The following is a 24,512-nucleotide window of genomic DNA, read 5'->3' as shown; positions in this document are numbered from 1 at the left end:
GTCCTGTACAGACCGCGGCGAAGTCTAAACCCTGCACCTGAGAACACCGAATGCGGCACAGATCACGTTCACATCACGGCTGTTCGGTGTCCAAGGAGAACAGATCGGGCACAGCAGGACTATCCGTACCAAAGATACCATTTGGTGGAGTGCGCCCCAGATGGCGCCAGGCGGCCTCGGTGGCCACCCGCCCCCGAGGCGTACGGGCCAGCAGACCCGCGCGGACCAGGAACGGCTCACAGACCTCCTCGACCGTGTCCGGCTGCTCCCCCACCGCCACGGCAAGGGTGGACAGACCCACCGGGCCACCCCGGAACGAATCGACCAGGGCCGTCAGCACCGCGCGGTCCAGCCGATCCAGCCCGAGCGCGTCCACGTCGTACACGATCAATGCGGAACGGGCGGTGTCGAGATCGACCACCCCGTCGGCGCGGACCTCCGCGTAGTCGCGGACCCGGCGCAACAGCCGGTTGGCGATCCGCGGCGTGCCCCGGGACCGACCGGCGATCTCGGTCGCCCCCTCGGGCGTGATCGGCACGCCGAGAATCCGCGCCGAGCGGTGCAACAGCGTCTCCAGATCCGCCGGGGCGTAGAAGTCCAGGTGCGCGACGAAGCCGAACCGGTCCCGCATCGGCCCCGTCAACAGACCCGATCGAGTCGTCGCGCCCACCAGGGTGAACGGCTCGACGTCCAGCGGGATCGCCGTCGCCCCCGGCCCCTTGCCGACCACCACGTCGACCCGGAAGTCCTCCATGGCGCTGTAGAGCAGCTCCTCGGCCGGCCGCGCGATGCGGTGGATCTCGTCGATGAAGAGCACGTCGCCCTCGGCGAGACTGGTCAGGATCGCCGCCAGATCCCCGGAACGCTCGATCGCCGGGCCGCTGGTCACCCGGATGCCCGCGCCCAACTCGGCGGCGACGATGTTGGCCAGACTCGTCTTGCCCAACCCCGGCGGGCCGGAGAGCAGGATGTGATCCGGTGGCGACCCCCGCCGCATCGCGCCCTGCAACAACAGGTCGAGCTGATCGCGCACCCGGTCCTGGGCGATGAACTCGGCCAGCCGCTTCGGCCGCACCGTCACCTCCGCGTCCCGATCCGCGTCGCTGACGTACGCCGAGACAAGCCCGTCGGTCTCGCTCACTGTGCCCTCTTCATTCGCGACTGCGGGGCTCGCAAACCCGACTCACTCCTCGCGCTCATCGTGCCCTCTTCATTCGCGACTGCGGGGCTCGCGGCCGGGCGCTCATCGGGTACGGCCAAGCAGGCGGATGGCCTGCTTGAGCAGGACCGGCACCGGCGGCGTCTCGCCCTCGATCGTCTCCGCCACGGCAGCCACCGCCTGATCGGCCTGACCAGCTGTCCAGCCCAGCCCGACAAGTGCCTGCCGAACCTGGTCGGGCCAGCTTCCACGGGTCACCCCGGTCACGCCGTCGGCGCCGATCGGCACCGGGCCGATCCGGTCACGCAGCTCCAGCACCAGGCGTTCGGCGCCCTTCTTGCCGATCCCGGGCACCCGGGTCAGCGCGGCCGTGTCAGCGTTGGCGATCGCCTTGCGCACCGCGTCCGGGGTGTGCACCGCCAGCACCGCCTGCGCCAACCGCGGACCCACCCCGCTGGCCGTCTGGAGCAACTCGAACAGTGACTTGGCGTCGTCGTCGGCGAAGCCGTAGAGAGTCAGCGAATCTTCCCGCACGATCAGGCTGGTGGCGAGCCGGGCGACCTGGCCGACCCGCAGCTCCGCGAGGGTCCCCGGGGCACAGTGCACGGCGAGGCCGACACCGCCGACCTCGATCACGGCCTGATCCGGACCCGTCGCGGTCACCGTGCCGCGCACGCTGGCGATCATCGTGCTCCTCCTCGTCGTGCCCGGTCGGCTGCCGCGGCCAGCTTGGAGCGGGTCCCACCGCGCCACACATGGCAGATGGCCAGGGCGAGCGCGTCGGCGGCGTCGGCCGGCTTCGGTGGCTCGGCCAGCCGCAACAGCCTCGTCACCATGGCGGTCACCTGCGCCTTGTCGGCCTGACCGGACCCGGTCACGGCCGCCTTCACCTCACTCGGGGTGTACGTCTGCACCGGCAACCCGGCACGCGCCCCGGCCAACACGGCAATGCCGCTGGCCTGCGCGGTGCCCATCACCGTGCGCACATTGTGCTGGCTGAACACCCGCTCGACGGCGACGCTCTCCGGCTGGTGCTCGGCGACGAGGTCGGTCAGCGACCGGTCCAGGTGCAGCAGGCGCAGCGACAGGTCGTCGGCCGGGTCGGTGTAGACCACGTAGTAGGCGATCAGAGTGCAGGGACGACCGGGCACACCCTCGACCACGCCCACCCCGCACCGAGTCAACCCCGGGTCCACCCCCAACACCCGCACGCCGCACCCTCCCCCACCGTCAGCAGTACGTGTGTTCGACACCCTAACTGCCGCCCTTCCCACCGGCCCCACGGGACACGCCCTCACCCTCCGAGGGGCGCCCGCGCACCCTCACGCCCTGTAGAGCATCAGCGCCCCGTGTGGCGTCAAAGGCCGGGGCGGGAGCGGGAACGTGGGCGGGAGCGGGGCAGGGCGGGGCGAGCGCGACGTTGCGGGCGCCGCGCCACACGCCGCTCCATGGCCATGGCCCGCGCACTTTTGGTGAAGTTGCTGCCTCAGCGCGCCGTGAGGCAGCAACTTCACCGAAAGTGCGCGGATCTTGACCGGGGAAGGTCGGCCGGGGCGGCCAGCCCGAGGCGGCAGGCGGGCAAGGTGCGGGGGCCGACGGCCGGTGGGTGCCGGCGGGGGCGGCAGTGGGCGGGCGCGAGTGCGGGTGGGCGCGAGTGCGGGTGGGCGGGGGTGTGGGTGGGCGGGGGTGTGGGTGGGCGGCGGGTGCGGGTGGGGCCACACAGCTTTGGTGCGGAGTATGTGTTGCTGGCCCATGTGCCGGGGAGCACACAGCTCGTAACTTCTTGCGCCATGACGGCAGAACCCGTGGTGGTCCCCCACGTCGTACAGGTCGACCTCGCCGGTCGGACCGCCCTGGTCACCGGGGGCGGTAGCGGCATCGGGCGGGCGTGCGCCCTGCGGCTGGGCGCGGCCGGCGCCAAGGTGCTCGTGGTGGACCGCAACCTGGAGGCGGCCAAGGCGGTGGCCGCGGAGGCTGGCGGCCGGGCCGAGGGCGTCGACCTGTCCGACGCCGCGGCGGTGGACCGCCTCGACGTGGACGTGGACATCGTGGTGAACAACGCGGGGCTCCAGCACGTCGCGCCGGTGCAGGATTTCCCCGTCGAGCGCTTCGAGTACATCCAGCGGGTGATGGTGGAGGCGCCGTTCCTGTTGATCCGCCGAGCGCTGCCACACATGTACGCCCGGGGGTGGGGGCGGATCGTCAACATCTCCTCGGTGCACGGGCTGCGTGCCTCGCCGTACAAGGCGGCCTACGTCACGGCGAAGCATGCCCTGGAGGGGCTGTCGAAGGTGGTCGCGCTGGAGGGTGCCGCGCACGGGGTCACCGCGAACTGCATCAATCCGGCGTACGTGCGCACCGCCCTGGTGGAGAGCCAGATCGCCGACCAGGCGGCCAGTCACGGCATCGGCGAGGACGAGGTGATCGAGAAGATCATGCTGGCCCGAGCCGCGATCAAGCGACTGATCGAACCGGAGGAGGTGGCCGAGTTGCTGGCGTACCTCTGCTCGCCGCCGGCGGCGTTCATCAGCGGCGCGTCGATCGCCCTCGACGGGGGCTGGACGGCCAACTAGTGGGCCTGAGCACAATGTCGACCATGTCATCGCCGGTGGAGTTCCTGGAACTGCTCGCCCGTGAGGCCGCGGCGGTTGAGTTCGAGGGACCGCTGGTGGCCGCGCGGGCTGCCGGGTTGCCGCCGGACCGGCTGGCCGAGCTGGAGCAGGCCAAGACGGTGGCGTTGCGGGTCCGGGCGCTGCTGGAGCGTCGGCGTCGCCGCGAGACCGAGCTGTCCGGCCTGTACGACACGGTCAGCGACCTGGCCGGGCTACGCGACCTGGACGACGTGCTGCGGGCGATCGTGCACCGTGCCCGCAACCTGCTCGGCGCGGACGTGGCGTACATGACGCTCAACGACGACGAGCGCGGCGACACGTACATGCGGGTGACCGACGGGTCGGTCTCGGCCCGTTTCCAGCGGCTGCGCCTGCCGATGGGCGCCGGCCTCGGCGGCCTGGTGGCCCAGTCCGGCGCACCGTACGTGACCGCCAACTACGGCGAGGACGCGCGCTTCCACCACACCGGCGAGATCGACGCCGGGGTCGGGGAGGAGGGGCTGGTGGCGATCCTCGGGGTGCCGCTACGGCTCGGCTCCACCTCGATCGGGGTGCTCTACGCGGCCAACCGTTCGGCCCGGCCGTTCGTCCGGGAGGAGGTGGCGCTGCTGGTCTCGCTCGCCGCGCATGCCGCGGTGGCGATCGACACCGCCCGGCTGCTGACCGAGACCCGCTCGGCGCTGGCGGAGTTGTCGGCGGCGAACACCACCATCCGGGCGCACAGCAGCTCGGTGGAGCGGGCCGCGGCGGCACACGACCGGATGACCGCGCTGGTGTTGCGCGGCGGCGGGGTGGAGGACGTGGCGGCCGCGGTGACGGAGGTGCTGGGCGGTGCGCTGCTGGCGCTGGACGCCGAGGGTCGCCTGCTGGCCCGGGTGGGTGAGATCGACGAGCCCGACCGCGCGGACATCGTCGAGGCGGTGGCCGCGTCCCGGACGGAGGGGCGCAGCGTACGCCGCAGCCCACTCTGGTACGCGGCGGTGGTGGCGGGCGCGGAGAACCTGGGTGCCCTGGTGCTGCGCCCGGACGACGAGTTGGTCGACGCCGACCAGCGGATCCTGGAGCGGGCCGCGCTGGTGACCGCGCTGCTGCTGCTGTTCCGCCGGACGGTCGCCGAGGCGGAGGGGCGGGTCCGCGGCGAGCTGCTGGACGACCTGATCGCCCGCCCCCTGCGGGACACCGACGCGCTGCGCAGCCGGGCTCGCCGGCTCGGGGTGGACCTGGACGCGCCGCACGTGCTGGTGGCGGTGGGCGACGATGCGATCGCCGCGACCGGTTCGGCCCGGCAGCGGGTGCTCTCGTGGGCCACCACGTACGCCTCGGCACGTGGTGGGCTGGCGGCGGCGCGCGACGGTCGGGTGGTGCTGATGCTGCCGGGGCTGGACGCTGGCGGCAGTGCCCGTGCGGTGGCCCGGGATCTGTCCCGGGTGACCGGCCGACCGGTGACCGCCGGGGCGAGTGGCCCGTCGAACGGGCCGGCGGCGCTGGCCGGGACGTTCCACGAGGCGGACCGGTGTCTGACGGCGCTGGGCGCGCTGGGGCGCGCCGGTCAGGGCGCGAGCACGGCGGAGTTGGGCTTCGTCGGGCTGCTGCTGGGCACGGTCGGCGACCGGGGTGAGAAGGACGTGACCCAGTTTCTCAGTGCCACCGTCGGGCCGGTGGTCGACTACGACGCGCGGCGGGGCACGGCTCTGGTGAAGACGCTGGAGGCGTACTTCGGGGTGGGTGGCAGCCTGGCCCGGGCCGCCGAGCAGTTGCACGTGCACGTCAACACGGTGACTCAGCGGTTGGAGCGGGTCGGGCAGCTGCTCGGCGCCGACTGGCAGCGGCCCGAGCGCGCGCTGGAGGTGCAGCTCGCGCTGCGCCTGCACCGGCTGCGCGCCCCGGCCGGCTGACCACCGGCTGGGCGTGGCCGGCCGGCTGACCACCGCCGCCGGCCACGCCCAGCCGACGCCAACCGGCCACGCCCAACCGACGCCGACAGGCCACGCCCGGCCGACCGATGCCAACAGGGCAGGCCGGGCTGATCCTCAGCGGACGCGGATGCCCTCCAGCACGGCGTCGACGACCTGGACGGGCAGGTTCTGCTCGTCCAGCTCCGGGTTCCACTGGAGCACCCGCTGGATCAACATCGGCCCGGTGAGCAGCGCCATCGTCACTTCCAGGTCGATGTCGGGCCGGAGCAGCCCTTCGTCGATGCCGCGCCTCAGCACCTCGCGCATCAGCTGCCGCCGGGGCGCGATGATGTTCTGGTAGAGCTGGAACTGGTCCGGGCTGCGGTTCACCGCCGGCACCAGGCAGGGCATGATCTTCGCCGCTCGCGGGTCGATGTTCTTGCCGATCGCTCCGACCAGCAGCACCAGGTCGTCGCGGACCGAGTGGCCGGCCGGCTGCGCCATGATGCCCTTGAGTCGGCGCAGGGCGTCCAGCAGCAGCGCGTCCTTGCCGGCCCAGCGGCGGTAGATGGTGGCCTTGCCGACCCCGGCTCGGGCGGCGATCGCCTCGATCGAGAGTGCCTCGACGGTGCTGCCCTCGGCGAGCAGGTCGAGGGTGGCCTCGATGATCGCCTCATCGGCGCGGATGCTCCGCGGTCGACCGGGCGACCGCGGAGCATCAGCAGTGGACGTCATGTCCGACATTGTGCGCGAACCTAGACCGTGCCGGCCAACTCGGGCTCGGCGACCGGCGCCGGTGCGACGACGACCGCCTCCCGACCCGGCATCCAGCGCAGCACCACGATGATGCCGAGCGCGGCGATCACCGCGGAGAGCGCGGCCGCCCAGTGCATGGCGGTGACGAAGGCGTCGTTGGCCGCCGAGATCAGCGCCGGTGCCGCCGGCCCGAGCTGGCCCGCCGCCGCGTACGCCCCGGAGATCGACTCGTTGGCCGCGTCGTGGGCCTGCGCGGGCAGGCCGGTCAACGCGTCGCCGATGTCGCTGCGGTAGACCGCCGAGAGCACCGAGCCGAGGATCGCCACGCCGAGCGCGCCGGCCACCTGACGCACGGTGTTGCTGACCGCGGAGCCCACGCCGGCCTTTTCCCGGGGCAGCGCCGACATGATCGACTCGGTGGCCGGGGGCATGATGTTGGCCATTCCAGTGCCCTGGATGAGGAAGACGAGCAGCACGATCCAGATCGGGGTGGACGCGCCGATGAAGACGAACGCGGCGAGCGACACCACGGTCAGGAGCAGCCCGACGGTGGCGACGGCCCGGCCGCCGTAGCGGCGGACCATCGCGGCGCTGCGCGGCGCGAAGATCAGCTGCGCGCCGGCGAAGGGCAGGAACAGCAGACCGGTCTGCAGCGGGCTGTAGCCACGCACCAGTTGCAGGTAGAACGAGCCGAAGAACATCGAGCCCATCGCGGCGAAGAAGACCAGGCCGACGATGGCGACCGGCGCGGCGAAGTGGGGCACCTTGAAGAGCCGGACGTCCAGCGACGGGTGGTCGCTGCTCCGCTCGTGCTGCACGAACCAGGCCAGCACCGCGATGCCGACCAGGATCGATCCCCAGGCCAGCGGGCGGCCGAAGCCGTGCTCGCCGCCGTCGATGATGCCGTAGGAGAGGGAGACCAGGCCGACCACGGAGAGCAGGACGCCGAGCATGTCGATGCGGCCCGGCCGCGGGTCACGCGACTCGGGGACCAGCAGTGCGACCAGGACCACGCCGGCGATGACCACCGGCACGTTGATCAGGAAGACCGAGCCCCACCAGAAGTGCTCCAGCAGCGCGCCACCGAGGATCGGGCCGATCGCCACCGCGAGGCCGACCGCGCCGGCCCAGACGCCGATCGCCCGGCCGCGCTCCCGCGGGTCGAAGACGTTCGAGATGATCGACAGCGTCACCGGCATGATGGCCGCGCCACCGACGCCCATCAGGGCGCGGGCCGCGATGAGCTGGCCGGGGCCCTGGGAGTACGCGGAGAGCAGCGACGCCAGGCCGAACAGCGCCAGCCCGACCATCAGGAAGCGCTTACGGCCGACGCGGTCGCCGAGCACCCCGAAGGTGAACAGCAGCCCGGCGAAGACCAGCGTGTAGGAGTTGATGGCCCACTCCAGCTGGCCCTGGGTGGCGCCGAGGCCGTGTACCGGGTCGGCCAGGGTGCGCAGGGCGACGTTGAGAATCGTGTTGTCGAGGACGACCACGAGGAGGCTGATCACCAGCACCCCGAGGATCGCCCACCTCCTCGGGTGGCCCGTGTTGTTGTGCAGCTCCATGCCTGGTTTTCCCCCCACGCTTTCACCCGCCACGCAATACGATACGGGTCAGACTCGTAACGCGAATCAGCGTACGGGGCGGATTAACGATACGGGACCGATCCGTATCGTATGTGGTGGGCATCACGCTCCGGCGCGACGGCCAGGCAGGCGGCGACGGCGTCCGGCAGCGTGCCGAGGTGGCCCGCCCGCCCGGTGAGCGGCTCGATCCAGCCCGGCCCCGCGCCGTACACCCGCAGGAGCGGGAAGTCCCGGGCGAAGCGCACCAGGCGGTACGCGCGGCCGGTGAGCGGCGTCTGCGACCAGAGCACGACGGTGTGCGGGCGTGCCCGGTACACCGCGCTGGTCAGCGCGGACCAGGGCAGCGCGGGGCCGAGATTCAGACAACCGCGGCCCTGCTCGCGCAGCGCGGCGGTGAGCGCGTGCAGACCGAGGCAGTGCGCCTCCTTCTCGGCGCCGGCCAGCAGCACCCCGCCGGTGGGCAGGGGCCGGCCGGGCTCCCGGCGGTACACGTCCAACCCGACCCGGACACCCTCGCAGAGGGCATGCTCGACGGCGACCTCGGTCGCGCCGTGCCCCGACAGACGGGCCAGCAACGGACGGCAGACCTGCCCCCAGAGCGCCGGCACGCCCCAGGTGTCGGCCAACTCCAGCACCAGCGTGGCGACGGCGTTGGCGTCCAGGTCCTCGGCGGCCAGCGACACCTGCTTGTGCGCGATCTCCACGGCCTCCGCCGGCATCGGCTCGGTCAGCACCAGACGTACCCCCGGGTAGACATTCCCTACCCGGGGGTTCGCTGAAACGGCGCGCGGCGGATGCGCCGTCGTGAGATTTACCGGCGGCGGGCCGCCAGCCGATGGGCCAGCGCGGCGACGCTGCCCCAGATGCCGCGCCGGAACAGCACCACGACGAGAACGAAGATGCCGCCGGTCACCAGGCCGATCGCCTCGAACCCGGAGAAGGACAGCCAGTCCTCCAGCCGGACCACGATGCCGGCGCCGAGGACCCCACCCCAGAGGGTGCCGATCCCGCCGAGCACCACCACGATGACCGCCTTGCCGGAGGTGGTCCAGTGCAGCACGTCCAGCGAGACGAACCGGTGGCCGACCGCGAACAGCCCGCCGCCGAGGCCGGCGATGAACCCGGAGAGCACGAACGCGGTGAGCTTGTAGCGGTGCACCGGGTAACCCAGCGCCCGCGCCCGGGCCGGGTTGTCCCGGATGCCGACCAGCACCCGACCGAACGGCGAGTGCACGATCCGCCACGCGGCAGCCAGCCCGAGCAGCACGATCGGGAGGATCGCGTAATAGAAGAAGTAGTCGTCGGTCAGATCCAGGCCGAAGAACGAACGGGGCACCCCCTGGAGACCGTTCTCACCCTGGGTGACCGAGCGCCACTCGTTGGCCACGTAGTAGACCATCTGGGCGAAGGCCAGGGTCACCATGGCGAAGTAGATGCCGGTCCGCTTCACCGCCAGGTAGCCGATCGGCACCGCGAGGACGGCCGCGGCGAGCGCGCCGGCCAGCACCGCGAGCGGGAACGGCAGGCCCGCGTGGATGGCCACCAGGCCGGTGACGTACGCCGAGGTGCCCCAGAACGCGGCGTGACCGAAGGACATCAGCCCGGTGAAGCCGAGCAGCAGGTCCACCGCCACGGCGAACAACGCCCAGCAGAGGATGTCCACCGCGACCGCCGGATAGAGGCCGTTGGGCAGCCACGCCGCGACGGCCAACCCGACGGCGAGCAGCGCGTACCGCACCCAGCCGGGGGCCTGAGCCACGGCGATCAGCCCGGACGACGGCGTCGAACGGGACGCGTCGGCGGGAGTGTCCACGGTGCTGGTCATGCGGGGGCCTCCTCACGACCGAACAGACCGGCCGGGCGCCAGAGCAGCACGCCGGCCATCACGATGAAGACGATGGTCTGGGAGACGATCGGGAAGTTGGACAGGTACGACTCGCCCCACGCCTGCACCAGACCGATGCCGAAACCCGCGGCGACCGAACCGAAGATCGAGCCCAGCCCACCGATCACGACCACCGCGAACACCACGATGATCAGGTCTGCTCCCATCAGCGGGTTCACGGCGCGCATCGGCGCGGCCAGCACCCCGGCGAGACCGGCCAACCCGATGCCGAAACCGAAGACCGGGGTCACCCAGCGCCCGACGTCGATGCCGAGCGCGCGGGTCAGGTCGGGCCGCTCGGTGGCCGCGCGGACCACCATGCCGATCCGGGTCCGGGTCAGCGCCCACCACACCGCGACGCAGAGCAGCACCGTGAAGCCGAGGATGAACACCCGGTACGTCGGAAAGTCGAAGAGCCCGAAGTCGACCGACCCGCTCAGCAGCGACGGGGTGGCGTACGGGCTGGACTGCACGCCGTAGCGCAGCTTCACCAGGTCCTGCAGGATCAGCGTCAGCCCGAAGGTGAGCAGGAAGTTGTAGAGCGGGTCGAGTTTGGTCAGCCGGTGGATCACGGCGCGTTCCAGCGCCATGCCGAGCAGGCCCAACCCCACCGGCATGATCACCAGGGCTGCCCAGAACGGCACACCCGCCTCGGTGAGCAGCACGTACGCCCCGAACGCGCCGAGCATGTAGAACGCCCCGTGCGCGAAGTTGACCACCCGAAGCATGCCGAAGATGACCGCGAGCCCGAGGGCGAGCAGGGCGTAGAACGCCCCGCTCACCAACCCGTTGAAGGTGTTCTGCGCGAATCCGGTCATAGCTTGCAGTCCGCCGAGGGCGTCCGGAACGCCTCCGCGGCGGGGATCGTCTTGAGCACCTTCACGTAGTCCCACGGCTCGGTGACCTCGGACTGCGGCTTCACCTGGGCCAGGTACGCGTCGTGCACCACCCGGTGGTCCTCGGCGCGGATCTTGCCGTTGCGCAGGAAGACGTCCTCGACCGTCTTGCCCTCCAGGCCCTTGACCACGGCGTCCGCGTCGTCCGTTCCGGCGGCCTGCACCGCCTCCAGGTACTGCCACGCCGCGGAGTAGTTGGCCGCGTGCGCGAAGGTCGGCCGGGTGCCGGCCTTCTGCTGGAAGCGGTCGGCGAACTCCCGGTTCTTCGCGTCGAAGTTCCAGTACCAGGCGTCGGTGTACGTGGTGCCCGCCAACGCGGCCGGGGTGAGCGAGTGAATGTCGGTGAGGAACATCAGCCCCACCGCCAGGTCGACGCCCTTGTCGCGCAGCTTGAACTCGTTGTACTGCTTCACCACGTTGACCAGCTCCGCGCCGGCCTGCATGGTGCCGAGCACGTCCGGCTTCGGGTTCAGGTTCGGTGCCTTGAGCAGGAAGGTGGAGAAGTCGCCGCTGGTGTTCGGGAACGGTGCGCCGTCCCTGCCCACCACCGTGCCGCCGGCCGCCGTGATCGCGGTGGAGAAGCTTTTTTCCATGTCCTGACCGAAGGCGTAGTTCGGGTAGAGGATGTACCAGTTCTTGCCGATCTGCTCGGTGGTCGTCTTCCCGGTGCCGTTGGCCAACATGTACGTGTCGTACGCGTAGTGGAACGTGTACTTGTTGCAGCTCTTGCCGGTCAGATCGGTGGTCGCCGCGCCGATGTTGAAGTAGAGCTTCTTCTTCTCCTTCGCCACGTCGGCCACCTTCAACGCCGCCGACGACGTGGGCACGTCCAGGATCAGGTCGACGCCCTTACGGTCGTACATCTCCTGGGCCTTGGAGTTGGCCACGTCCGGCTTGTTCTGGTGGTCGGCGGTCTCCACGGTGATGTTCCTGGTCACCGCCTTGTCGCCGTATTTCGCGGTGAAGTCGGCGATGGCCATCTCCACCGCCGTCACGGAATTCTTCCCGGACAACTCCGAGTACACCCCGGACTGGTCGTTGAGCACGCCCAGCACGATCTTGTCGCCGGTCAACTTCCCGTCGCCACTCGACTGGGGGCCACCGCCGCCGCAACCGGCGACCAGCACCACCGCGGCCGACGCCGCGGCCACACCCATCGTCCTGCGCATGCCCACTCCATCCATCCCGTGCCTCGTCGCGCGGGTCGTCGTTGGAAAATCAGATCCCGAGGTACGCGAGCAGCTCGCGTTCCCGCGTCCGCACCTCGGAGTTGTCCATCGCCTCGGCGACACGTCCCTCGGCCAGCAGGTAGTGCCGGTCGGCGACACCCGTGGCGAAGTGCAGGTTCTGTTCGACCAGCAGCACGGTCACCCCGTGCCGCTTGGCCTCGCGCAGCAGGTCACCGACCTGCTGCACCAGCAGCGGCGACAGGCCCTCGGTGGGCTCGTCGCAGAGCAGCAGCCGAGCGCCCATCCGCAGCACCCGGGCCAGCGCGAGCATCTGCTGCTCGCCGCCGGAGAGCATGGTGGCCGCGGAGTCACGCCGGGTGTAGAGGGCGGGGAACGCCTCGTACACCCGCTCCAGCGACCACGGATCGGGGCCGACGGTGGGCGGCAGCGTGAGGTTCTCGGTGACGGTCAGCGTGGCGTAACTGCCCCGGTCGTCGGGCACCCAGCCCAACCCGAGCCGGGCCCGTTTGTGGGCCGGCAGCCTGGCGATGTCGCGCCCGTCCAGCTCGACCGTGCCGCGTTGGCCCGAGTGCAGCCCCATCACACAGCGCAGCAGGGTGGACTTGCCGGCGCCGTTGCGCCCGACCAGGGTGACCACCTCACCGGCGCGGACCTGGAGGCTGACCTCGCGCAGCACCTGCGCCTCGCCGTAGGCGGCGGAGAGGTTCTCAATGCGCAGCATCAGCGGCTCCCAGGTAGGCGGTGATCACACGCTCGTCCGTGCGGACCTGCTCGTACGGGCCTTCGACGAGGACCTTGCCGGCCTGCAGCACGGTGACGGTGTCGGCGAGTCGGCCGACCACGCTCATGTTGTGCTCGACCATCACCACGGTCCGGCCCTGGCGGACCCGGCTGATCAGCTCGACGGTGCGGTCGACGTCCTCCATGCCCATCCCGGCGGTCGGCTCGTCGAGCAGCAGCACCTTCGGGTCGAGTGCCAGGGCGATGGCCAGCTCCAGGGCCCGCTTGCGGCCGTACGCCAGCGACTCGGACGGGGCCTGCGCCAGGTCGCCCAGCCCGACCATGGTCAGCAACTCGTCCGCTCGCTCGGTGTAGCGGGCCATCAGCTTCGCCGAACGCCAGAACCGCCAGCCCAGCCCGCTGGGCGACTGCAGGGCCAGTGCCACGTGCTCCCGGGCGGACAGCTGCGGAAAGAGGCTGGTGATCTGGAACGAGCGGGCCACGCCGAGCCGGGCGACCTGCTCCGGCGGCAGCCCGGTGACGTCCCGCCCGTCCAACTCGATCCGCCCGGCGCTGGGTCGCAGAAAGCCGGTGAGCAGGTTGAACAGGGTGGTCTTGCCGGCGCCGTTCGGGCCGACCAGCGCGTGCACACTCTCCGGCGCGACGTCGAGGTCGACGTGGTCGACCGCCCGAAAGCCCCGGAAGTCGCGGGTCAGCCCACGGGCCGACAGGAGCGCTTGCCCGGCCATCGCCTCATCCTCCGCACGTCACGGCGACGGTCGATCCGGTGACCGTGGTCACAGGTCCGTCGCGTGGACGAAACCTACGGCGGGCCGTGCAAGTCGAGCCATGTCGATGACATCCATATTCGACCGGCAGGTGACGTGTGCCGACACCACTCCCCTGCGCCGCCGATTTGACCGGGCCTTCTAGGTTGATGATCGACACAGCCCCTCGAAAGGTCCCCACCCCATGCCTGTCGGCTTCACCATGGCGATCGTCTTCGCCGTCGCCCTGGCGGTCAGCGCCGTCCTGGCCCTCTTCGCTCCCGCACGGCCGCTGAAGCGGATGGCCGCACTCGCGGCGCTCGCCTTCCTCGCGCTCACCGTGCTCGTGGGCCTCGTCTCCAGCGCCCACTCGGTGCCCATCCGCTCGGTCGGCATCGTGACCAGCTTCGGCAAGCCCACCGGCGAGGTGACCGGTTCGGGCCTGAAGTGGGTGGCGCCCTGGCAGAAGGTCGGCGAGTGGGACGCGGGCCGGCAGAAGTACGACCACATCGGTGGCAACAACTGCGTACGGGTGCGCACCGGCACGCTCGCCGACGCCTGCGTCGAGGTGCTCATCGAGTGGCAGGTCAAGCCGGAGAACGCCCCGAAGCAGTTCATGGACTACAAGGGAGACTTCGACAGCTTCCGGGGCCAGCGGGTGGGCGTGCAGCTCGACAGCGCGGTCAACGACGCCTTCGCCGCGTACAACCCCCTCGAAAAGATCGACGCCCAGACCGGCGACCTCAACGTCGACCTGAAGCCGTTCGCGGCGAACATCAAGACGAGCGCGGAGACCCGGCTCGCCACTGACGTGGACATCCTCTCGGTGACCATCACCCGGGTGAACCACGACGACAAGACCGAGGGCAACATCAAGGCGTTTCAGGACAAGCTGGCCCAGACCCGCAACCTGGAGCAGGACCGCAAGAACGCCGAGATCTCCAAGCAGATCACCGAGACCAACGCGACTGTCGACAAGGTGACCCGCTGCCTGGAGATCGCCGAGAAGAACGGCGCCAACCCGGGGCTCTGCATCAACCCGGGCATCGTCACCGGCAAGTGACGGCGCTGAGCGGATCAGCTCGTCAGGGTGGCGGCCCGCTCCCAGCGGCGGGGAGCGCTGATCTTGGCCCAGCTTGGGCCGAAGGTCAGCCGGCGCAGCGGTGACACGATGTCGCACAGGCTGAACCAGCCACGGGTCAAGCCCACGTTCACCGGGTTGCTCATCATGCCCTGCTGGAGGGTCCGCAGCGCCAGGTCGACGGCTTGGAATCCGTACTCGCGCATCTCGGTCTCGTATTCGCCGATCGCGTCCGGTAGCGGCAGGTGACCGGTGCCGGCCAGAGACAACTGGCGGGTGAGCAGGGCGGCGTCGCGCAGTGCGGTGTTGGCGCCGTTACCGCCGGCCGGTGGCATGCCGTGCACGGCGTCGCCGAGCACGGTGACCCGGGAGGGCGCCCAGGGCGCAGGACGGTCGGACGCCTGGAACGGAAACACGCTCACGTCGCCTGGTGGGCACTCGTCGATCAGTCGGCGTAGCGCGGGGTGCCAGTCCGTGATCAGCCCGGTGATGTAGGCCTTCAACTGTGCGCCGTCGAGGCGCTCCGGACGCGAGGGGAACAGTTCGTTACGGGCGACGAACGCGCACAGCAGATAGTCGTCCCCTACCGGCTTCTGGCGTTCGAACACGGAGGTGAACAGGAAGTGCGGCGCACCGGTCAGGACGAGGTTCATGCCTGCAGCCAGCCGGGCGGGTAGCCAGGCTCGGGTGTCGTCGTTCAGCGGCAACTTGAGCCCGACGCCCACCGCACCGGTATCCCGCTGAGTGGCGGTCGGCAGGTACTGCGCGCGCACCCGGGAGTTGATCCCGTCGGCGCCGACCAGGACGTCGCCGGTGGCGGACGTTCCGTCGGCGAAGTGCGCGGTGGGACGACCGTCGGCGGTGAGCTCGTAGCGTTCGAAAGTCTTGTCGTAGTGGACGGCGTCGTCGAGCCCGTCGAGGAGAACGCCGCGCAGCGTGTGACGATCGACCGGGTAGGCCCGTTCAGCGGGGTCGGGATCGTCGGGATACATGAGCGCGTCCTCGACGAGGACCAGTGTGCGCAGGTCCCTGCCCAGGAAGCCGAAGCCGCCGCCGGGGCGGCCCGTGGTGTCCGTGAACGCCTGCCACTGTGGGTCGGGCAGGCAGGCACGCAGCGATCGACTGCCCGCCGGGTTGATCGCGAGCCGGTACCGGTCCACCCGGTCGTCGCGGCGCCGGTCACGCTCGTACACGGCGGCGTTGATGCCGTGTTTACGCAGACCCTGAGCGAGCGCGAGGCCGCCGATGCCACCGCCGACGATGAGTACGTCAAGCATGAGTGAGTCCTTCCGGTGAGAAGAGGTCGCACAGTTGGTTGACAACCGACTCGGCCTTGTCCGGACGGAGGCGAATGCCTTTGACGGTGGCGATCACCAGCTCGACGCTGGCAGCGACGTTGAGGTTCATCGACCAGACGTGCTGCTCGATGCCTTCGTTGAAGATCGCCGCGAGCGCGTCCCGCCACCCCTGTTCGTCGTGGTCGATGTCGACCTCGGTGGACTTGTCACGTCGAGCGCGAAGATCGAGCTCATCGAGCACAACGAACAACTCGGGCCGTACCGCGACGGCGGTGGCGATCTCGTTGAGGTGCTGCCGCAACCGGGCGGCGGGTTCCAGGTCGTTGTGCATCGTCGCCTCGAATTGGCTGGTCACGTGCTCGAGCACCGCGGCGATCAGGTCCGCCTTGGTCCGGAAATAGTGGTGCAGCGTGGAGTGATCGATGCCCGCCGCGGCAGCGATCGGTCGTAGCCGGAACCCCTCGAAGCCGTGCTCGGCGATCGCCGAGAAGGCCGCGTGGACCAGGGCCTGCCGGCGGTCGAGCTGTTCAGTCATCCTCAAGCCATTCCTCAACCAAGCGGTTGGTTGATAGTTCAGCATCTGTGTGACGCCCTGTCAACCACTTGGTTGGTGGGCACGTGTAAGTCCTAACCCTGGCCCGGGCTGTGGACGCAGCCTGCAGCCGGCGGTGACCGTCGGTCACCTCCATGGCGGCGGATGCGGTAGTGAGCGGTGAGGTATACCGCTCAACAGCACATCGACATGGCAGGCAGCCACAGCGGATGGCGAGCGCCCTCGCTGCGACCCCCGCCCCATCGTGAGTGAGGACTTACTCGTCTAGGCGTAGCTGAACAACGGTGGGAAGACGAGGACCACAATCCAGGCCCACGCGGCGTACACCGGCAGGTAGCCGGTCTGCCACCGTTCGAGCGCCGCGAACGGGACGCGTCGACGGATGAAGGTCAGCAGCAGCCAGGCCGACCACGCGAGGTTGACCAGCAGAATGACGTTCTCACCGAGCGCGGCCGCCCGGTTGGGCGTACTGCCGTAGTCGTCGGTGATGCGCCCGGTGATCTCCAACAACACGAGCACGTCGATGGCCAACGCGCTGACCACGAGCGCGAGCTGCAGCTTGTCGAACGGGCCGGGCGGGGCCAGCGGGTCGCGGGCCGAGAGCGAATAGAGCAGCAGCCCCAGCACCACGACGAGCAGGAGGTCGAACAGGATCAGCGCTTCGCGCTCGACGTCGATGCCGTGGCTGGTCCAGACGACGGCGACGAGGAAGGCGAGGAGGGCCGCCGTGAAGAGCGGGGTGAACAGCCGCGTGAGGACTGGCGCGATGTTCTCGACGACACTCTGCTTGGCCTCGACGAGCCAGCCGGCCACGACGGCCGCGGCCGCGGCACCGCAGGGAAGGAGCCAGTGGGAGATGAACTCCTCCGGGACGATTCCGATGGCCTGGAACGTGTTGAACAGGAATGCGGCGAGCACGCCGCCACCGAGGGCCATGAGTACGAAGTAGATGAACCACTCGCAGGTGAAGCGGATGAAGTCCATGCGTCGACGGGAGGACCGCCAGTCGTCCGCGACATAGGCCAGACCGACCAGGAGCCACAGGGCGATGGGCAAATGGATGCTGGTGACGACCACGGACTGCGAGTCGTCCGCCAGGGAGTAGGCATTGGCCGCCACGGCGCCGAGAGCGAACAGCGCCGCCAGTATCGCGATCACCGCCGGTCGGGCCTTTCGGCGCCAGGCCAGGAACGCCGCCAGCCAGGGCAGCGCGAAGAGGGTGAGATTCCGCGCGTAGAACGAACCGTCGTCATCGAAGCTCAACCCGAACAGTGCCGGCACCTTGACGGACGCCGCCGCGCCCGCCGCGCAGCCGAGCATGGCCCACAGGTCCCGCCGCGAGCGCGCACCGGCGACCGTGCTGCCAGGATCGCCGGTCAGCACCAGTTGTTTCCATAGCCGTTCCGAATGCTCCCGGGCGAACTCGCGGGAGATGTCGTCGAGGCTGCCCATCCGTTTGACCGCGACCAGGAACGCCTCGTCCGGGCTGAGGCCTGCGGTGACCAGCTCGTCCACGGAGCCGCGGAGGTGGTCTTCGAGCTCGTCGGCGTCCGACGGTTGCAGCTCCCTGCGGCGCAGCACGTACTGGCGCCACTGCCCGAGCTGCGCCTCCAACTGCTCCTGACCGCCCCGTTCCGTCATCCGAGGCCCCCCAACGGGTCCACCGTCAGAGGTGCACGGTCATGCCAGATCTCCTTGAGCGCGCCCACGACGGTGTCCCACTGCCGGCGCTGCTCGGCCAGCTCGGCCCGGCCCAGGTCGGTGATGCGGTAGTACTTGCGCTTTCGCTCGCCGGTGACCGACTGCCAGCTCGACTCCACATGACCGAGGCGCTCAAGCCGGTGCAGCAACGGATACAGCAGCCCCTCGGTCCAGCTCAGCTCGCCCCCGGACAGCTCGTTGATCCGCCTGAGGATGGCGTAGCCGTAGCTCTCGCCCTCGGTCAGGATGCCGAGCACCATCGGTGTCGCCGAGGCGGCCACCAGATCCTTGGCGACCTTCATAAGACCTCACCCGCCCTCAACCCTAGAAGCACAATGCATAGTACCGCTAGGTATTTTGGGATCGCAACGGCCGCAGCACCGCCGACGGGTTGATCGCGCAGCAGGCCACTGACCATGCCGCTGCTCGCGTCAGTTCAGGGTGACCACCCAGCGAGCGCCCTCGCCCCGGGCCAACCGCTCGAACGCCGTGGGCGCTTCCTCCAGCCCGATCGTGCCGCTGACCAGCACCCGCAGATCCAGTGCGCCCGCGGCAAGCTCGGCAGCCAACACCGGCACCTCGCGGTCCGGGTCGGACGAGCCGTACACCGAGGAACGCAGCGTCCGCGCGGAGTGGAAGATATCCAGCGCGCCGAGGCTGACCATGTCGTCCTTGGCGCCCATGCCGACCACGGTCACCGCTCCCCCGCGCCGGGTGAGCCGCCAGGCAGCGCGGATGGTGGCGGCCCGGCCGACGCACTCGAAGGCGTGGTCGACACCGCGGCTCTCGGTGCGCGCCCGTACCTCCTTGGAGAGCCGGTCGTCGGAGAGCAGGAAGTCGGTGGCCCCGGCGGCGAGGGCCAGGTCCCGTTTGGCCTCGGCGACGTCGATGGCCAGGATCGTCGTGGCGCCGGCCCGGCGGGCGGCGGTGAGCACGGCGAGCCCCACCCCACCGAGCCCGACGACGGCGACGGACTCGCCGGGCGCCACCCGGGCGGTGTTACGGACCGCGCCGACGCCGGTGAGCACCGCGCAGCCGAGCAGCGCCGCCTGTGCGGCGGGCAGCCCGGCGGGGATCGGGATGACGGCGCGTTCGGGCACCACCACCGCCTCGGCGAGCGCGCCGAGGCCGAGGGTCAGGTGCAGCGGTACGCCGTCGTCGGTCTCGCCGCGCGGCACGGTCGGGGCCGTGGTGTCGGCGCAGAGCCACGGCTCGCCGCGCCGGCACCACCAGCAGGCCCGGCAGGCCGGCGCCCAGTTGAGCACCACCGGGGTGCCGACGGCCAGGTCCACGCCCGGTCCGGTCTCGGCCACCACCCCGGTCGCCTCGTGCCCGAGCACCAGCGGGAACCGCGCGGCGAGGGTGCCGTTCACCATGGACAGATCCGAGTGGCAGACACCGGCGGCCCGGATCCGCACCCGCACCTCGCCGGGACCGGGCGCGGGCAGACGTACCCGCTCGATTCGCAGCTCGGCGCCGGAGGAGCGCGCGATGAGCGCGCGGACGATGACCGGCTCGGCCGCTGGCTCGGGGCCGCCGCCCGACGCCGCCGAGGAGAGCTCGGGGCCGCTCATCGCTGGATCGCCTTCAGCTCGCAGAACTCGGCGAGCCCGTGCACACCCAGCTCGCGGCCGAGCCCGGACTGCTTGTAACCGCCGAACGGGGCGAGCGGGTTGAACGGTGCGCCGTTGATGTCGACCGCGCCGGTGCGCAGCCGCCGGGCCACCGCGAGCGCCGCATCGGTGTCGGCGGACCAGACCGCGCCGGCCAGCCCGTACTTCGAGTTGTTGGCGATGGCGACGGCCTCGTCGGTGTCGTCGAACGGGAGGACGGCGAGCACCGGGCCGAAGACCTCCTCCTGGGCGAGCGCACTGTCGGGGTGCACGTCGGCAAAGACGGTCGGGGCGACGAAGTGCCCCTGGGTCGGCACCGGGGCGTCCGGGCCGCCGGCGACCAGTCGGGCACCGTCGGCCAGTGCCCGGTCGATGTGGCCGCGCACCCGTTCGGCCTGGGCGGCGGAGACCAGCGGGCCGAGGCGGGTGGCCGGGTCGAACGGGTCGCCGAGCCGGTACCCGGCCACCGCCGTGGCGATCAGGTCGAGCGCTTCGTCGTACCGGTCGCGGTGCACCAGCATCCGGGTCCACGCGGTGCAGGTCTGACCGGAGTTGAGCAGGGCGTTGCCGACACCCACCTTGACCGCGGTGGCCAGGTCGGCGTCTCCGAGGATCACGTTGGCGGACTTGCCGCCCAGCTCCAGCGCCACCCGGGCGATCCGGTCGGCGGCGAGCCGCATGATCCGCGCGCCGGTGGCGGTGGAGCCGGTGAACGAGACCAGGTCGACGTCGGGATGCCCGACGAGGGCCTCGCCGGCAACGGACCCGGTGCCGGGGACCAGGTTGAGCACGCCCGGTGGCAGCCCGGCCTCGGTGACCGCGTCGAAGAGCAGGTACGCGGTCAACGGGGTCAACTCGCTGGGCTTGAGCACCACCGTGCAGCCGGCGGCCAGAGCAGGTGCCAGCTTGGCCATCACCTGGTGCAGCGGGTAGTTCCACGGGGTGATCGCGCCGACCACGCCGACCGGCTCGCGCAGAACGAGGGAGTTGCCGATGCTCTCCTCGACGGGTGCCCGGGCGGCGAGCGCGACGTGGTCGCGCAGCACGGTCAACGGCAGGCCGACCTGCACTCGGTTGGCGAGCTTGAGCGGCGAGCCCAGCTCCACGGCGACGGTGCGGGCGAGGTCGTCGGCGCGTGCGGCGAGCGCGGTGTGCAACCTGTCGAGGTGGGCGGACCGCTCGGCGGGAGCAGTGGCCGACCAGCCGGGGAAGGCGGCGCGGGCAGCGGCCACGGCGCGGTCCACATCGGCCGGGGTGCCGGCCGGCACCTGCCCGATCAGCTCGCCGGTGCTCGGATTTTCCACGTCGATCAGGTCGGCGTCGGCGGGAGACGTCCACGCACCGCCGAGGTGCAGGTGGCGCCGGAGGCGCAGGGCGTCGGGCAGCTGCGACGGCGGAGCGGCGAGGTCCATGTCGTCCCTTCGGGGGTGGGCGATGGGCGATGGCGGCGGGGTCGCGATGGGCGATGGCGACGACGTCGCGGCGGGCGAGGAAACTAGCGCTGGGAGTTTGGACGCTACCCGTTGGGCCGGGCGGACTCCACCGTGGCGACGGTGCGGGCGTATTCGGCGGCCAGGCCGTGCAGCAGTGCGTCCAGGCCGAGGGCGAAGGCACCCTCGTCCACGCTCTGCTGGTGCTCGGCGAGCCGGTGCGCCTGACGCAGGTGCGGGTAGTGCGCGGCGTACAGCTCGGGGTCCTCGACGAAACCGCGGGCGAACGAGCCGAGCGCCGACCCGGCCACGAAGTAGCGCAGCGCGGCGCCGATGTGGGTGGCCCGGGCCGGGGGCCAGCCGGCGCGTACCAGCCCGCCGTAGACCGCGTCGGCCATGGCCAGCGCGGCCGGTCGCCGGCCCGGGCCCTGGGCCAGGTACGGCACGATGTTCGGGTGCGCGGTGAGCGCCTGCCGGTAGGACCAGGCCCAGTCACGCAGCGCGGCGACCCAGTCCCGGCTGGCGAAGCCGCTGGTGTCGACCGCTGCGGTGACCGTGTCGGCGACCGCGTCGAGGATTTCGTCCTTCGTGGCGAAGTGGTTGTAGAGCGACGGCCCGCGTACGCCCAACTCGGCGGCGAGCCGCCGGGTGGAGAAGGCGGGCAGGCCCTCGGCGTCGATGAGCGCGGTGGCGGTCTCGACGATCAGCTGCCGGGTGAGCCGGGGCTGGCGGGGTCGGGGCACTGCGCTCCTCGCGGGTCTCGGCCGTCAGGTCTGGACGCGACAAAACTTGCACCGCTAGTTTAAGGGTGACCGGCAGCGCCGACGCCAGGAGGATCACCGTGGACTTTTCACTGACCGACGAGGAGCGGGCGGTACGGGACACCGTCCGATCGTTCATCCGCCGCGAGGTGATGCCCCTGGAGGCGGAGGTGCTCCGCCGGGAGCGGGCGCACCAACCGGGCCTCGACCACTCCGAGCTGCGCGAGCTGCAGCTCAAGGCGCGCAAGTTCGGCTTCTGGGGCCTCGCCACCCCGGAAGAATACGGCGGGATGGACCTGCCGGCGGTGCTCCAGTCGCTGATCTGGACCGAGCTGGGCCACACGTTCGTGCCGTTCCGCTTCGGCGGGGAGGCCGACAACATCCTGTTCCACGCCACCGAGGAGCAGAAGCGGGAGTTTCTCATCCCGACCATCGAGGGCGAGCGCCGCTCCTGCTTCGCCATCACCGAACCGGGCGCCGGTTCGGACGCGGCGAACATCCGGCTGTCCGCCCGCCGCGACGGCGACGACTGGGTCCTCGACGGCGAGAAGACCTTCATCACTGGCGGTCACGACGCCGACTTCGCCATCGTGGTCGCGGTCACCGACCGGGACAAGGGTGCCCGCAACGGTGGGGCCACCGCGTTCCTGGTGGACCGGGCGATGGGCTGGCGCTCGGAGTTCATCCAGACCATGGGCGAAGGGGGGCCGGCTTCGCTCATCTTCGACGGCGTACGCGTACCGCACCGCAACATCCTCGGCGAGATCGGCCAGGGCTTCACGCTGGGCATGGAGTGGATCGGCAAGGGCCGCTACACCATCCCGTCGCACGCCATCGGCATCGCCGAGCGGGTGCTGCAGATGGCGATCGACTACGCCAACACCCGGGAGACCTTCGGCACGAAGATCGGCACCAACCAGGCCATCCAGTGGATGATCGCCGACTCGGAGACGGAGCTGGAGGCGGCCCGCTGGCTGGTGCTGCGCTCGGCGTGGACGGTCGATGCGGGCCTGGACCCCCGGCACGCCTCGTCGATGGGCAAGCTCTACGGCGCCGGGATGGTCAACCGGGTGGTCGACCGGGTGCTCCAGATCCACGGCGGCATGGGCTACACCCGCGAGCTGCCCATCGAACGCTGGTACCGGCAGGTCCGGCTCTACCGGATCTTCGAGGGCACCGACGAGATGCAGCGACTGATCATCTCCCGCGATCTGCTGCGCGGGTACACGAAGATCGGCGGCCACCTGGCCTGAGCGGGGTCACCCCGTCAACGCGGTGAGCGCCTCGTCCACGTCGGCCTCCGTCGAGTAGATGTGGAACGAGGCGCGCACCCGTCCGGCGCGCACCGCCGCCCGGATGCCGGCCGCCGCGAAACGTTCCTCCGCGCCGGGCACGTCCACGCTGACGATGGCGCTGTCCCCCGGCGGCTGCCCCAGCCCGGTCAGGAAGCGGTTGGCCAGCGCCACGTCGTGCGCCTGGATCGCCGGCACCCCGATCTCGGCCACCAACTCCAGGGCGGGCGCCGCGCCGACCCAACTGAACCAGGCCGGCGAGATGTCGAAGCGGCGGGCGTCGTCGGCCAGCCGCAGCGGCGGGCCGTAGTAGGAGCCGTGCGGGTCACCGCCCGCGTACCAGCCAGCGGCGTCCGGGCGCAACCGCTCACGCAACGCCGGGTCCAGATAGGCGTACGCGGTGCCGCGTGGATTCATCAGCCACTTGTAGCCACCGACCGCCACCACGTCGGCCCGACTCCCGTCGAACGGCAGCCACCCGCACGCCTGGGTCGCGTCCACCACCACCAACGCGCCGTGCGCGCGGGCCGCGGCCACGATCTCGTCGTACGCGCTGACCGCCCCGTCGGCGGACTGCACCAGGCTGAACGCGACCACATCGGTGTCGGCGTCGATCGCGTCAACGAGGGCGTCCAGCGGCACCGTCCGGACCTTGACGCCACGGTCCTCCTGAACCAGCCAGGGGAACAGGTTCGAGGTGAACTCGACCTCGGGGACCACCACCGTCGCCCCGGCCGGCAGCGCCGCCGCGACCGGAGCGAGGATCTGCGACACGGCCGCACCGACCGCCACGTCGCCAGCCGGCACCCCGATCAGCGCGGCGAACGCGGCTCGGGACCGCTGCACCGACTCGCCCCAGCCCTCCCACGACGTGCTGCCGACCCGCCACGCGGCGAGGGCCTCCTGCAACGCCGTCCACGCCGGCTCGGGCGGCAAACCGTAGGAGGCGGTGTTCAACCAGCCGGGCTCCGGCTGCCACAGCTTCTGTGCCTGCTCGATCTCCATGTCGTCGACGCTAGGCGGGACGACGTCGAACGGGCACGGCCAATCGGCGACCGGCGGCCTGCCACGATCCGCTCCCGGCTGGCGGCGCAGCCTGCCGCCAGCGTCGATGGCGTGCCCGGCCAGGTCGACCGAGGGCGGGATCGGTGACATCAACGAGAGGCCGGGCAAGTCATGACGAGCGGTATGACTCACAGGCATAAATATGACACTGAGGTATATCGCTCGTCGACCTCATGCCGACAGAGCGGGCTGAGGCCACCCCCCGCCGAGGCCGAACGCCGGTTCTCGTCCACGGTCGTACGCGCGATCTGG

The 24,512-nt window shown here is 70.8% G+C and carries 23 protein-coding genes; 4 read left to right on the top strand and 19 right to left on the bottom strand.

The genetic code is table 11. The features are described 5' to 3' along the window. Window positions 1-73: 73 nt before the first annotated feature. From ruvB to ruvC, 3 genes are all read right to left on the bottom strand, one after another. Window positions 74-1,141, bottom strand: coding sequence for a Holliday junction branch migration DNA helicase RuvB (gene ruvB, locus JOD64_RS25200; RefSeq protein ID WP_204944508.1), 1,068 nt, complete (start codon window positions 1,139-1,141; stop codon window positions 74-76). 102 nt (window positions 1,142-1,243) lie between these two features. Then, window positions 1,244-1,846, bottom strand: coding sequence for a Holliday junction branch migration protein RuvA (gene ruvA / locus JOD64_RS25195; RefSeq protein WP_204944507.1), 603 nt, complete (start codon window positions 1,844-1,846; stop codon window positions 1,244-1,246). After that, a complete protein-coding gene (ruvC, locus tag JOD64_RS25190) occupies window positions 1,843-2,370 on the bottom strand; it encodes a crossover junction endodeoxyribonuclease RuvC (protein WP_204944506.1) in 528 nt (175 codons plus the stop codon). Before ruvC ends, ruvA begins: the two co-directional genes overlap by 4 nt. A 579-nt stretch (window positions 2,371-2,949) precedes the next feature. On the opposite strand from ruvC, the gene JOD64_RS25185 reads away from it, so the two are divergent. Both JOD64_RS25185 and JOD64_RS25180 read left to right on the top strand, forming a co-directional pair. Further along, the gene (locus JOD64_RS25185; RefSeq protein ID WP_204944505.1) at window positions 2,950-3,732 is read left to right on the top strand and encodes a 3-hydroxybutyrate dehydrogenase; all 783 of its coding nucleotides are present in this window, start codon (window positions 2,950-2,952) and stop codon (window positions 3,730-3,732) included. 14 nt (window positions 3,733-3,746) lie between these two features. Continuing rightward, on the top strand, window positions 3,747-5,666 hold the full coding sequence (locus tag JOD64_RS25180; RefSeq protein WP_204944504.1) for a helix-turn-helix domain-containing protein: 1,920 nt from the start codon (window positions 3,747-3,749) through the stop codon (window positions 5,664-5,666). A 135-nt stretch (window positions 5,667-5,801) separates the two neighbouring features. Here the strand turns inward: JOD64_RS25180 and JOD64_RS25175 are convergent, their stop codons facing one another. The 8 genes from JOD64_RS25175 to JOD64_RS25140 form a co-directional block, all read right to left on the bottom strand. After that, window positions 5,802-6,410 (bottom strand): TetR/AcrR family transcriptional regulator, encoded by a 609-nt coding sequence (locus JOD64_RS25175; RefSeq protein WP_204944503.1) that lies wholly within the window; start codon window positions 6,408-6,410, stop codon window positions 5,802-5,804. Between the two features lie 11 nt (window positions 6,411-6,421). Continuing rightward, window positions 6,422-7,987 (bottom strand): DHA2 family efflux MFS transporter permease subunit, encoded by a 1,566-nt coding sequence (locus JOD64_RS25170; RefSeq protein WP_204946239.1) that lies wholly within the window; start codon window positions 7,985-7,987, stop codon window positions 6,422-6,424. Between the two features lie 83 nt (window positions 7,988-8,070). After that, window positions 8,071-8,742, bottom strand: coding sequence for a transcriptional regulator (locus tag JOD64_RS25165; protein ID WP_307813632.1), 672 nt, complete (start codon window positions 8,740-8,742; stop codon window positions 8,071-8,073). Window positions 8,743-8,819: 77 nt separating this feature from the next. Next, on the bottom strand, window positions 8,820-9,833 hold the full coding sequence (locus JOD64_RS25160) for a branched-chain amino acid ABC transporter permease (RefSeq protein ID WP_204944502.1): 1,014 nt from the start codon (window positions 9,831-9,833) through the stop codon (window positions 8,820-8,822). Continuing rightward, complete coding sequence (locus JOD64_RS25155) at window positions 9,830-10,711, bottom strand: branched-chain amino acid ABC transporter permease (RefSeq protein WP_204944501.1); 882 nt, start codon at window positions 10,709-10,711, stop codon at window positions 9,830-9,832. Before JOD64_RS25155 ends, JOD64_RS25160 begins: the two co-directional genes overlap by 4 nt. Next, a complete protein-coding gene (locus JOD64_RS25150; RefSeq protein WP_372434189.1) occupies window positions 10,708-11,958 on the bottom strand; it encodes an ABC transporter substrate-binding protein in 1,251 nt (416 codons plus the stop codon). Before JOD64_RS25150 ends, JOD64_RS25155 begins: the two co-directional genes overlap by 4 nt. Window positions 11,959-12,007: 49 nt before the next feature. Beyond that, on the bottom strand, window positions 12,008-12,700 hold the full coding sequence (locus JOD64_RS25145) for an ABC transporter ATP-binding protein (RefSeq protein WP_204944500.1): 693 nt from the start codon (window positions 12,698-12,700) through the stop codon (window positions 12,008-12,010). Beyond that, window positions 12,687-13,448, bottom strand: coding sequence for an ABC transporter ATP-binding protein (locus JOD64_RS25140; protein ID WP_204944499.1), 762 nt, complete (start codon window positions 13,446-13,448; stop codon window positions 12,687-12,689). Before JOD64_RS25140 ends, JOD64_RS25145 begins: the two co-directional genes overlap by 14 nt. Before the next feature lie 223 nt (window positions 13,449-13,671). Between JOD64_RS25140 and JOD64_RS25135 the strand changes: the two genes are divergently transcribed. Next, complete coding sequence (locus tag JOD64_RS25135; RefSeq protein WP_204944498.1) at window positions 13,672-14,529, top strand: SPFH domain-containing protein; 858 nt, start codon at window positions 13,672-13,674, stop codon at window positions 14,527-14,529. Between the two features lie 14 nt (window positions 14,530-14,543). On the opposite strand, the gene JOD64_RS25130 is transcribed toward JOD64_RS25135, so the two are convergent. From JOD64_RS25130 to JOD64_RS25100, 7 genes are all read right to left on the bottom strand, one after another. Then, window positions 14,544-15,824, bottom strand: a complete 1,281-nt coding sequence (locus tag JOD64_RS25130) for an FAD-dependent oxidoreductase (RefSeq protein WP_204944497.1) — start codon at window positions 15,822-15,824, stop codon at window positions 14,544-14,546. Continuing rightward, a complete protein-coding gene (locus JOD64_RS25125) occupies window positions 15,817-16,380 on the bottom strand; it encodes a TetR/AcrR family transcriptional regulator (protein WP_204944496.1) in 564 nt (187 codons plus the stop codon). The genes JOD64_RS25130 and JOD64_RS25125 overlap by 8 nt, the downstream gene beginning before the upstream one ends. Window positions 16,381-16,662: 282 nt before the next feature. After that, a complete protein-coding gene (locus JOD64_RS25120) occupies window positions 16,663-18,039 on the bottom strand; it encodes a permease prefix domain 1-containing protein (protein ID WP_204944495.1) in 1,377 nt (458 codons plus the stop codon). Further along, window positions 18,036-18,401, bottom strand: a complete 366-nt coding sequence (locus tag JOD64_RS25115; protein WP_204944494.1) for a PadR family transcriptional regulator — start codon at window positions 18,399-18,401, stop codon at window positions 18,036-18,038. Before JOD64_RS25115 ends, JOD64_RS25120 begins: the two co-directional genes overlap by 4 nt. 129 nt (window positions 18,402-18,530) lie before the next feature. Then, entirely contained in the window at window positions 18,531-19,673 is a 1,143-nt protein-coding gene (locus JOD64_RS25110; protein WP_239559641.1) for an alcohol dehydrogenase catalytic domain-containing protein, read from the bottom strand. Then, window positions 19,670-21,124: an aldehyde dehydrogenase family protein gene (locus JOD64_RS25105; protein WP_204944493.1), complete on the bottom strand. Its 1,455-nt coding sequence runs from the start codon at window positions 21,122-21,124 to the stop codon at window positions 19,670-19,672. The genes JOD64_RS25110 and JOD64_RS25105 overlap by 4 nt, the downstream gene beginning before the upstream one ends. A gap of 104 nt (window positions 21,125-21,228) precedes the next feature. Then, on the bottom strand, window positions 21,229-21,885 hold the full coding sequence (locus tag JOD64_RS25100) for a TetR/AcrR family transcriptional regulator C-terminal domain-containing protein (RefSeq protein WP_204944492.1): 657 nt from the start codon (window positions 21,883-21,885) through the stop codon (window positions 21,229-21,231). Between the two features lie 98 nt (window positions 21,886-21,983). Here JOD64_RS25100 and JOD64_RS25095 point away from each other — a divergent pair, with 98 nt between their 5' ends. Further along, window positions 21,984-23,156, top strand: coding sequence for an acyl-CoA dehydrogenase family protein (locus JOD64_RS25095; RefSeq protein WP_204944491.1), 1,173 nt, complete (start codon window positions 21,984-21,986; stop codon window positions 23,154-23,156). Between the two features lie 6 nt (window positions 23,157-23,162). Here the strand turns inward: JOD64_RS25095 and JOD64_RS25090 are convergent, their stop codons facing one another. Continuing rightward, window positions 23,163-24,200: an aminotransferase class V-fold PLP-dependent enzyme gene (locus JOD64_RS25090; protein WP_204944490.1), complete on the bottom strand. Its 1,038-nt coding sequence runs from the start codon at window positions 24,198-24,200 to the stop codon at window positions 23,163-23,165. Between the last annotated feature and the right edge of the window lie 312 nt (window positions 24,201-24,512).

The sequence above is a fragment of the Micromonospora luteifusca genome (genome assembly GCF_016907275.1).
GTDB classification, from domain to species: domain Bacteria; phylum Actinomycetota; class Actinomycetes; order Mycobacteriales; family Micromonosporaceae; genus Micromonospora; species Micromonospora luteifusca.
This window is presented reverse-complemented; position numbering and strand designations above follow the sequence as displayed.

What these genes read in the sequence shown, in the direction of transcription:
- ruvA (WP_204944507.1), bottom strand. Translation starts at nt 1,846, where the DNA reads ATGATCGCCAGCGTGCGCGGCACGGTGACCGCGACGGGTCCGGATCAG.
- JOD64_RS25185 (WP_204944505.1), top strand. Translation starts at nt 2,950, where the DNA reads ATGACGGCAGAACCCGTGGTGGTCCCCCACGTCGTACAGGTCGACCTC.
- JOD64_RS25180 (WP_204944504.1), top strand. Translation starts at nt 3,747, where the DNA reads ATGTCGACCATGTCATCGCCGGTGGAGTTCCTGGAACTGCTCGCCCGT.
- JOD64_RS25175 (WP_204944503.1), bottom strand. Translation starts at nt 6,410, where the DNA reads ATGTCGGACATGACGTCCACTGCTGATGCTCCGCGGTCGCCCGGTCGA.
- JOD64_RS25170 (WP_204946239.1), bottom strand. Translation starts at nt 7,987, where the DNA reads ATGGAGCTGCACAACAACACGGGCCACCCGAGGAGGTGGGCGATCCTC.
- JOD64_RS25160 (WP_204944502.1), bottom strand. Translation starts at nt 9,833, where the DNA reads ATGACCAGCACCGTGGACACTCCCGCCGACGCGTCCCGTTCGACGCCG.
- JOD64_RS25155 (WP_204944501.1), bottom strand. Translation starts at nt 10,711, where the DNA reads ATGACCGGATTCGCGCAGAACACCTTCAACGGGTTGGTGAGCGGGGCG.
- JOD64_RS25150 (WP_372434189.1), bottom strand. Translation starts at nt 11,958, where the DNA reads ATGCGCAGGACGATGGGTGTGGCCGCGGCGTCGGCCGCGGTGGTGCTG.
- JOD64_RS25145 (WP_204944500.1), bottom strand. Translation starts at nt 12,700, where the DNA reads ATGCTGCGCATTGAGAACCTCTCCGCCGCCTACGGCGAGGCGCAGGTG.
- JOD64_RS25140 (WP_204944499.1), bottom strand. Translation starts at nt 13,448, where the DNA reads ATGGCCGGGCAAGCGCTCCTGTCGGCCCGTGGGCTGACCCGCGACTTC.
- JOD64_RS25135 (WP_204944498.1), top strand. Translation starts at nt 13,672, where the DNA reads ATGCCTGTCGGCTTCACCATGGCGATCGTCTTCGCCGTCGCCCTGGCG.
- JOD64_RS25130 (WP_204944497.1), bottom strand. Translation starts at nt 15,824, where the DNA reads ATGCTTGACGTACTCATCGTCGGCGGTGGCATCGGCGGCCTCGCGCTC.
- JOD64_RS25125 (WP_204944496.1), bottom strand. Translation starts at nt 16,380, where the DNA reads ATGACTGAACAGCTCGACCGCCGGCAGGCCCTGGTCCACGCGGCCTTC.
- JOD64_RS25120 (WP_204944495.1), bottom strand. Translation starts at nt 18,039, where the DNA reads ATGACGGAACGGGGCGGTCAGGAGCAGTTGGAGGCGCAGCTCGGGCAG.
- JOD64_RS25115 (WP_204944494.1), bottom strand. Translation starts at nt 18,401, where the DNA reads ATGAAGGTCGCCAAGGATCTGGTGGCCGCCTCGGCGACACCGATGGTG.
- JOD64_RS25110 (WP_239559641.1), bottom strand. Translation starts at nt 19,673, where the DNA reads ATGAGCGGCCCCGAGCTCTCCTCGGCGGCGTCGGGCGGCGGCCCCGAG.
- JOD64_RS25105 (WP_204944493.1), bottom strand. Translation starts at nt 21,124, where the DNA reads ATGGACCTCGCCGCTCCGCCGTCGCAGCTGCCCGACGCCCTGCGCCTC.
- JOD64_RS25090 (WP_204944490.1), bottom strand. Translation starts at nt 24,200, where the DNA reads ATGGAGATCGAGCAGGCACAGAAGCTGTGGCAGCCGGAGCCCGGCTGG.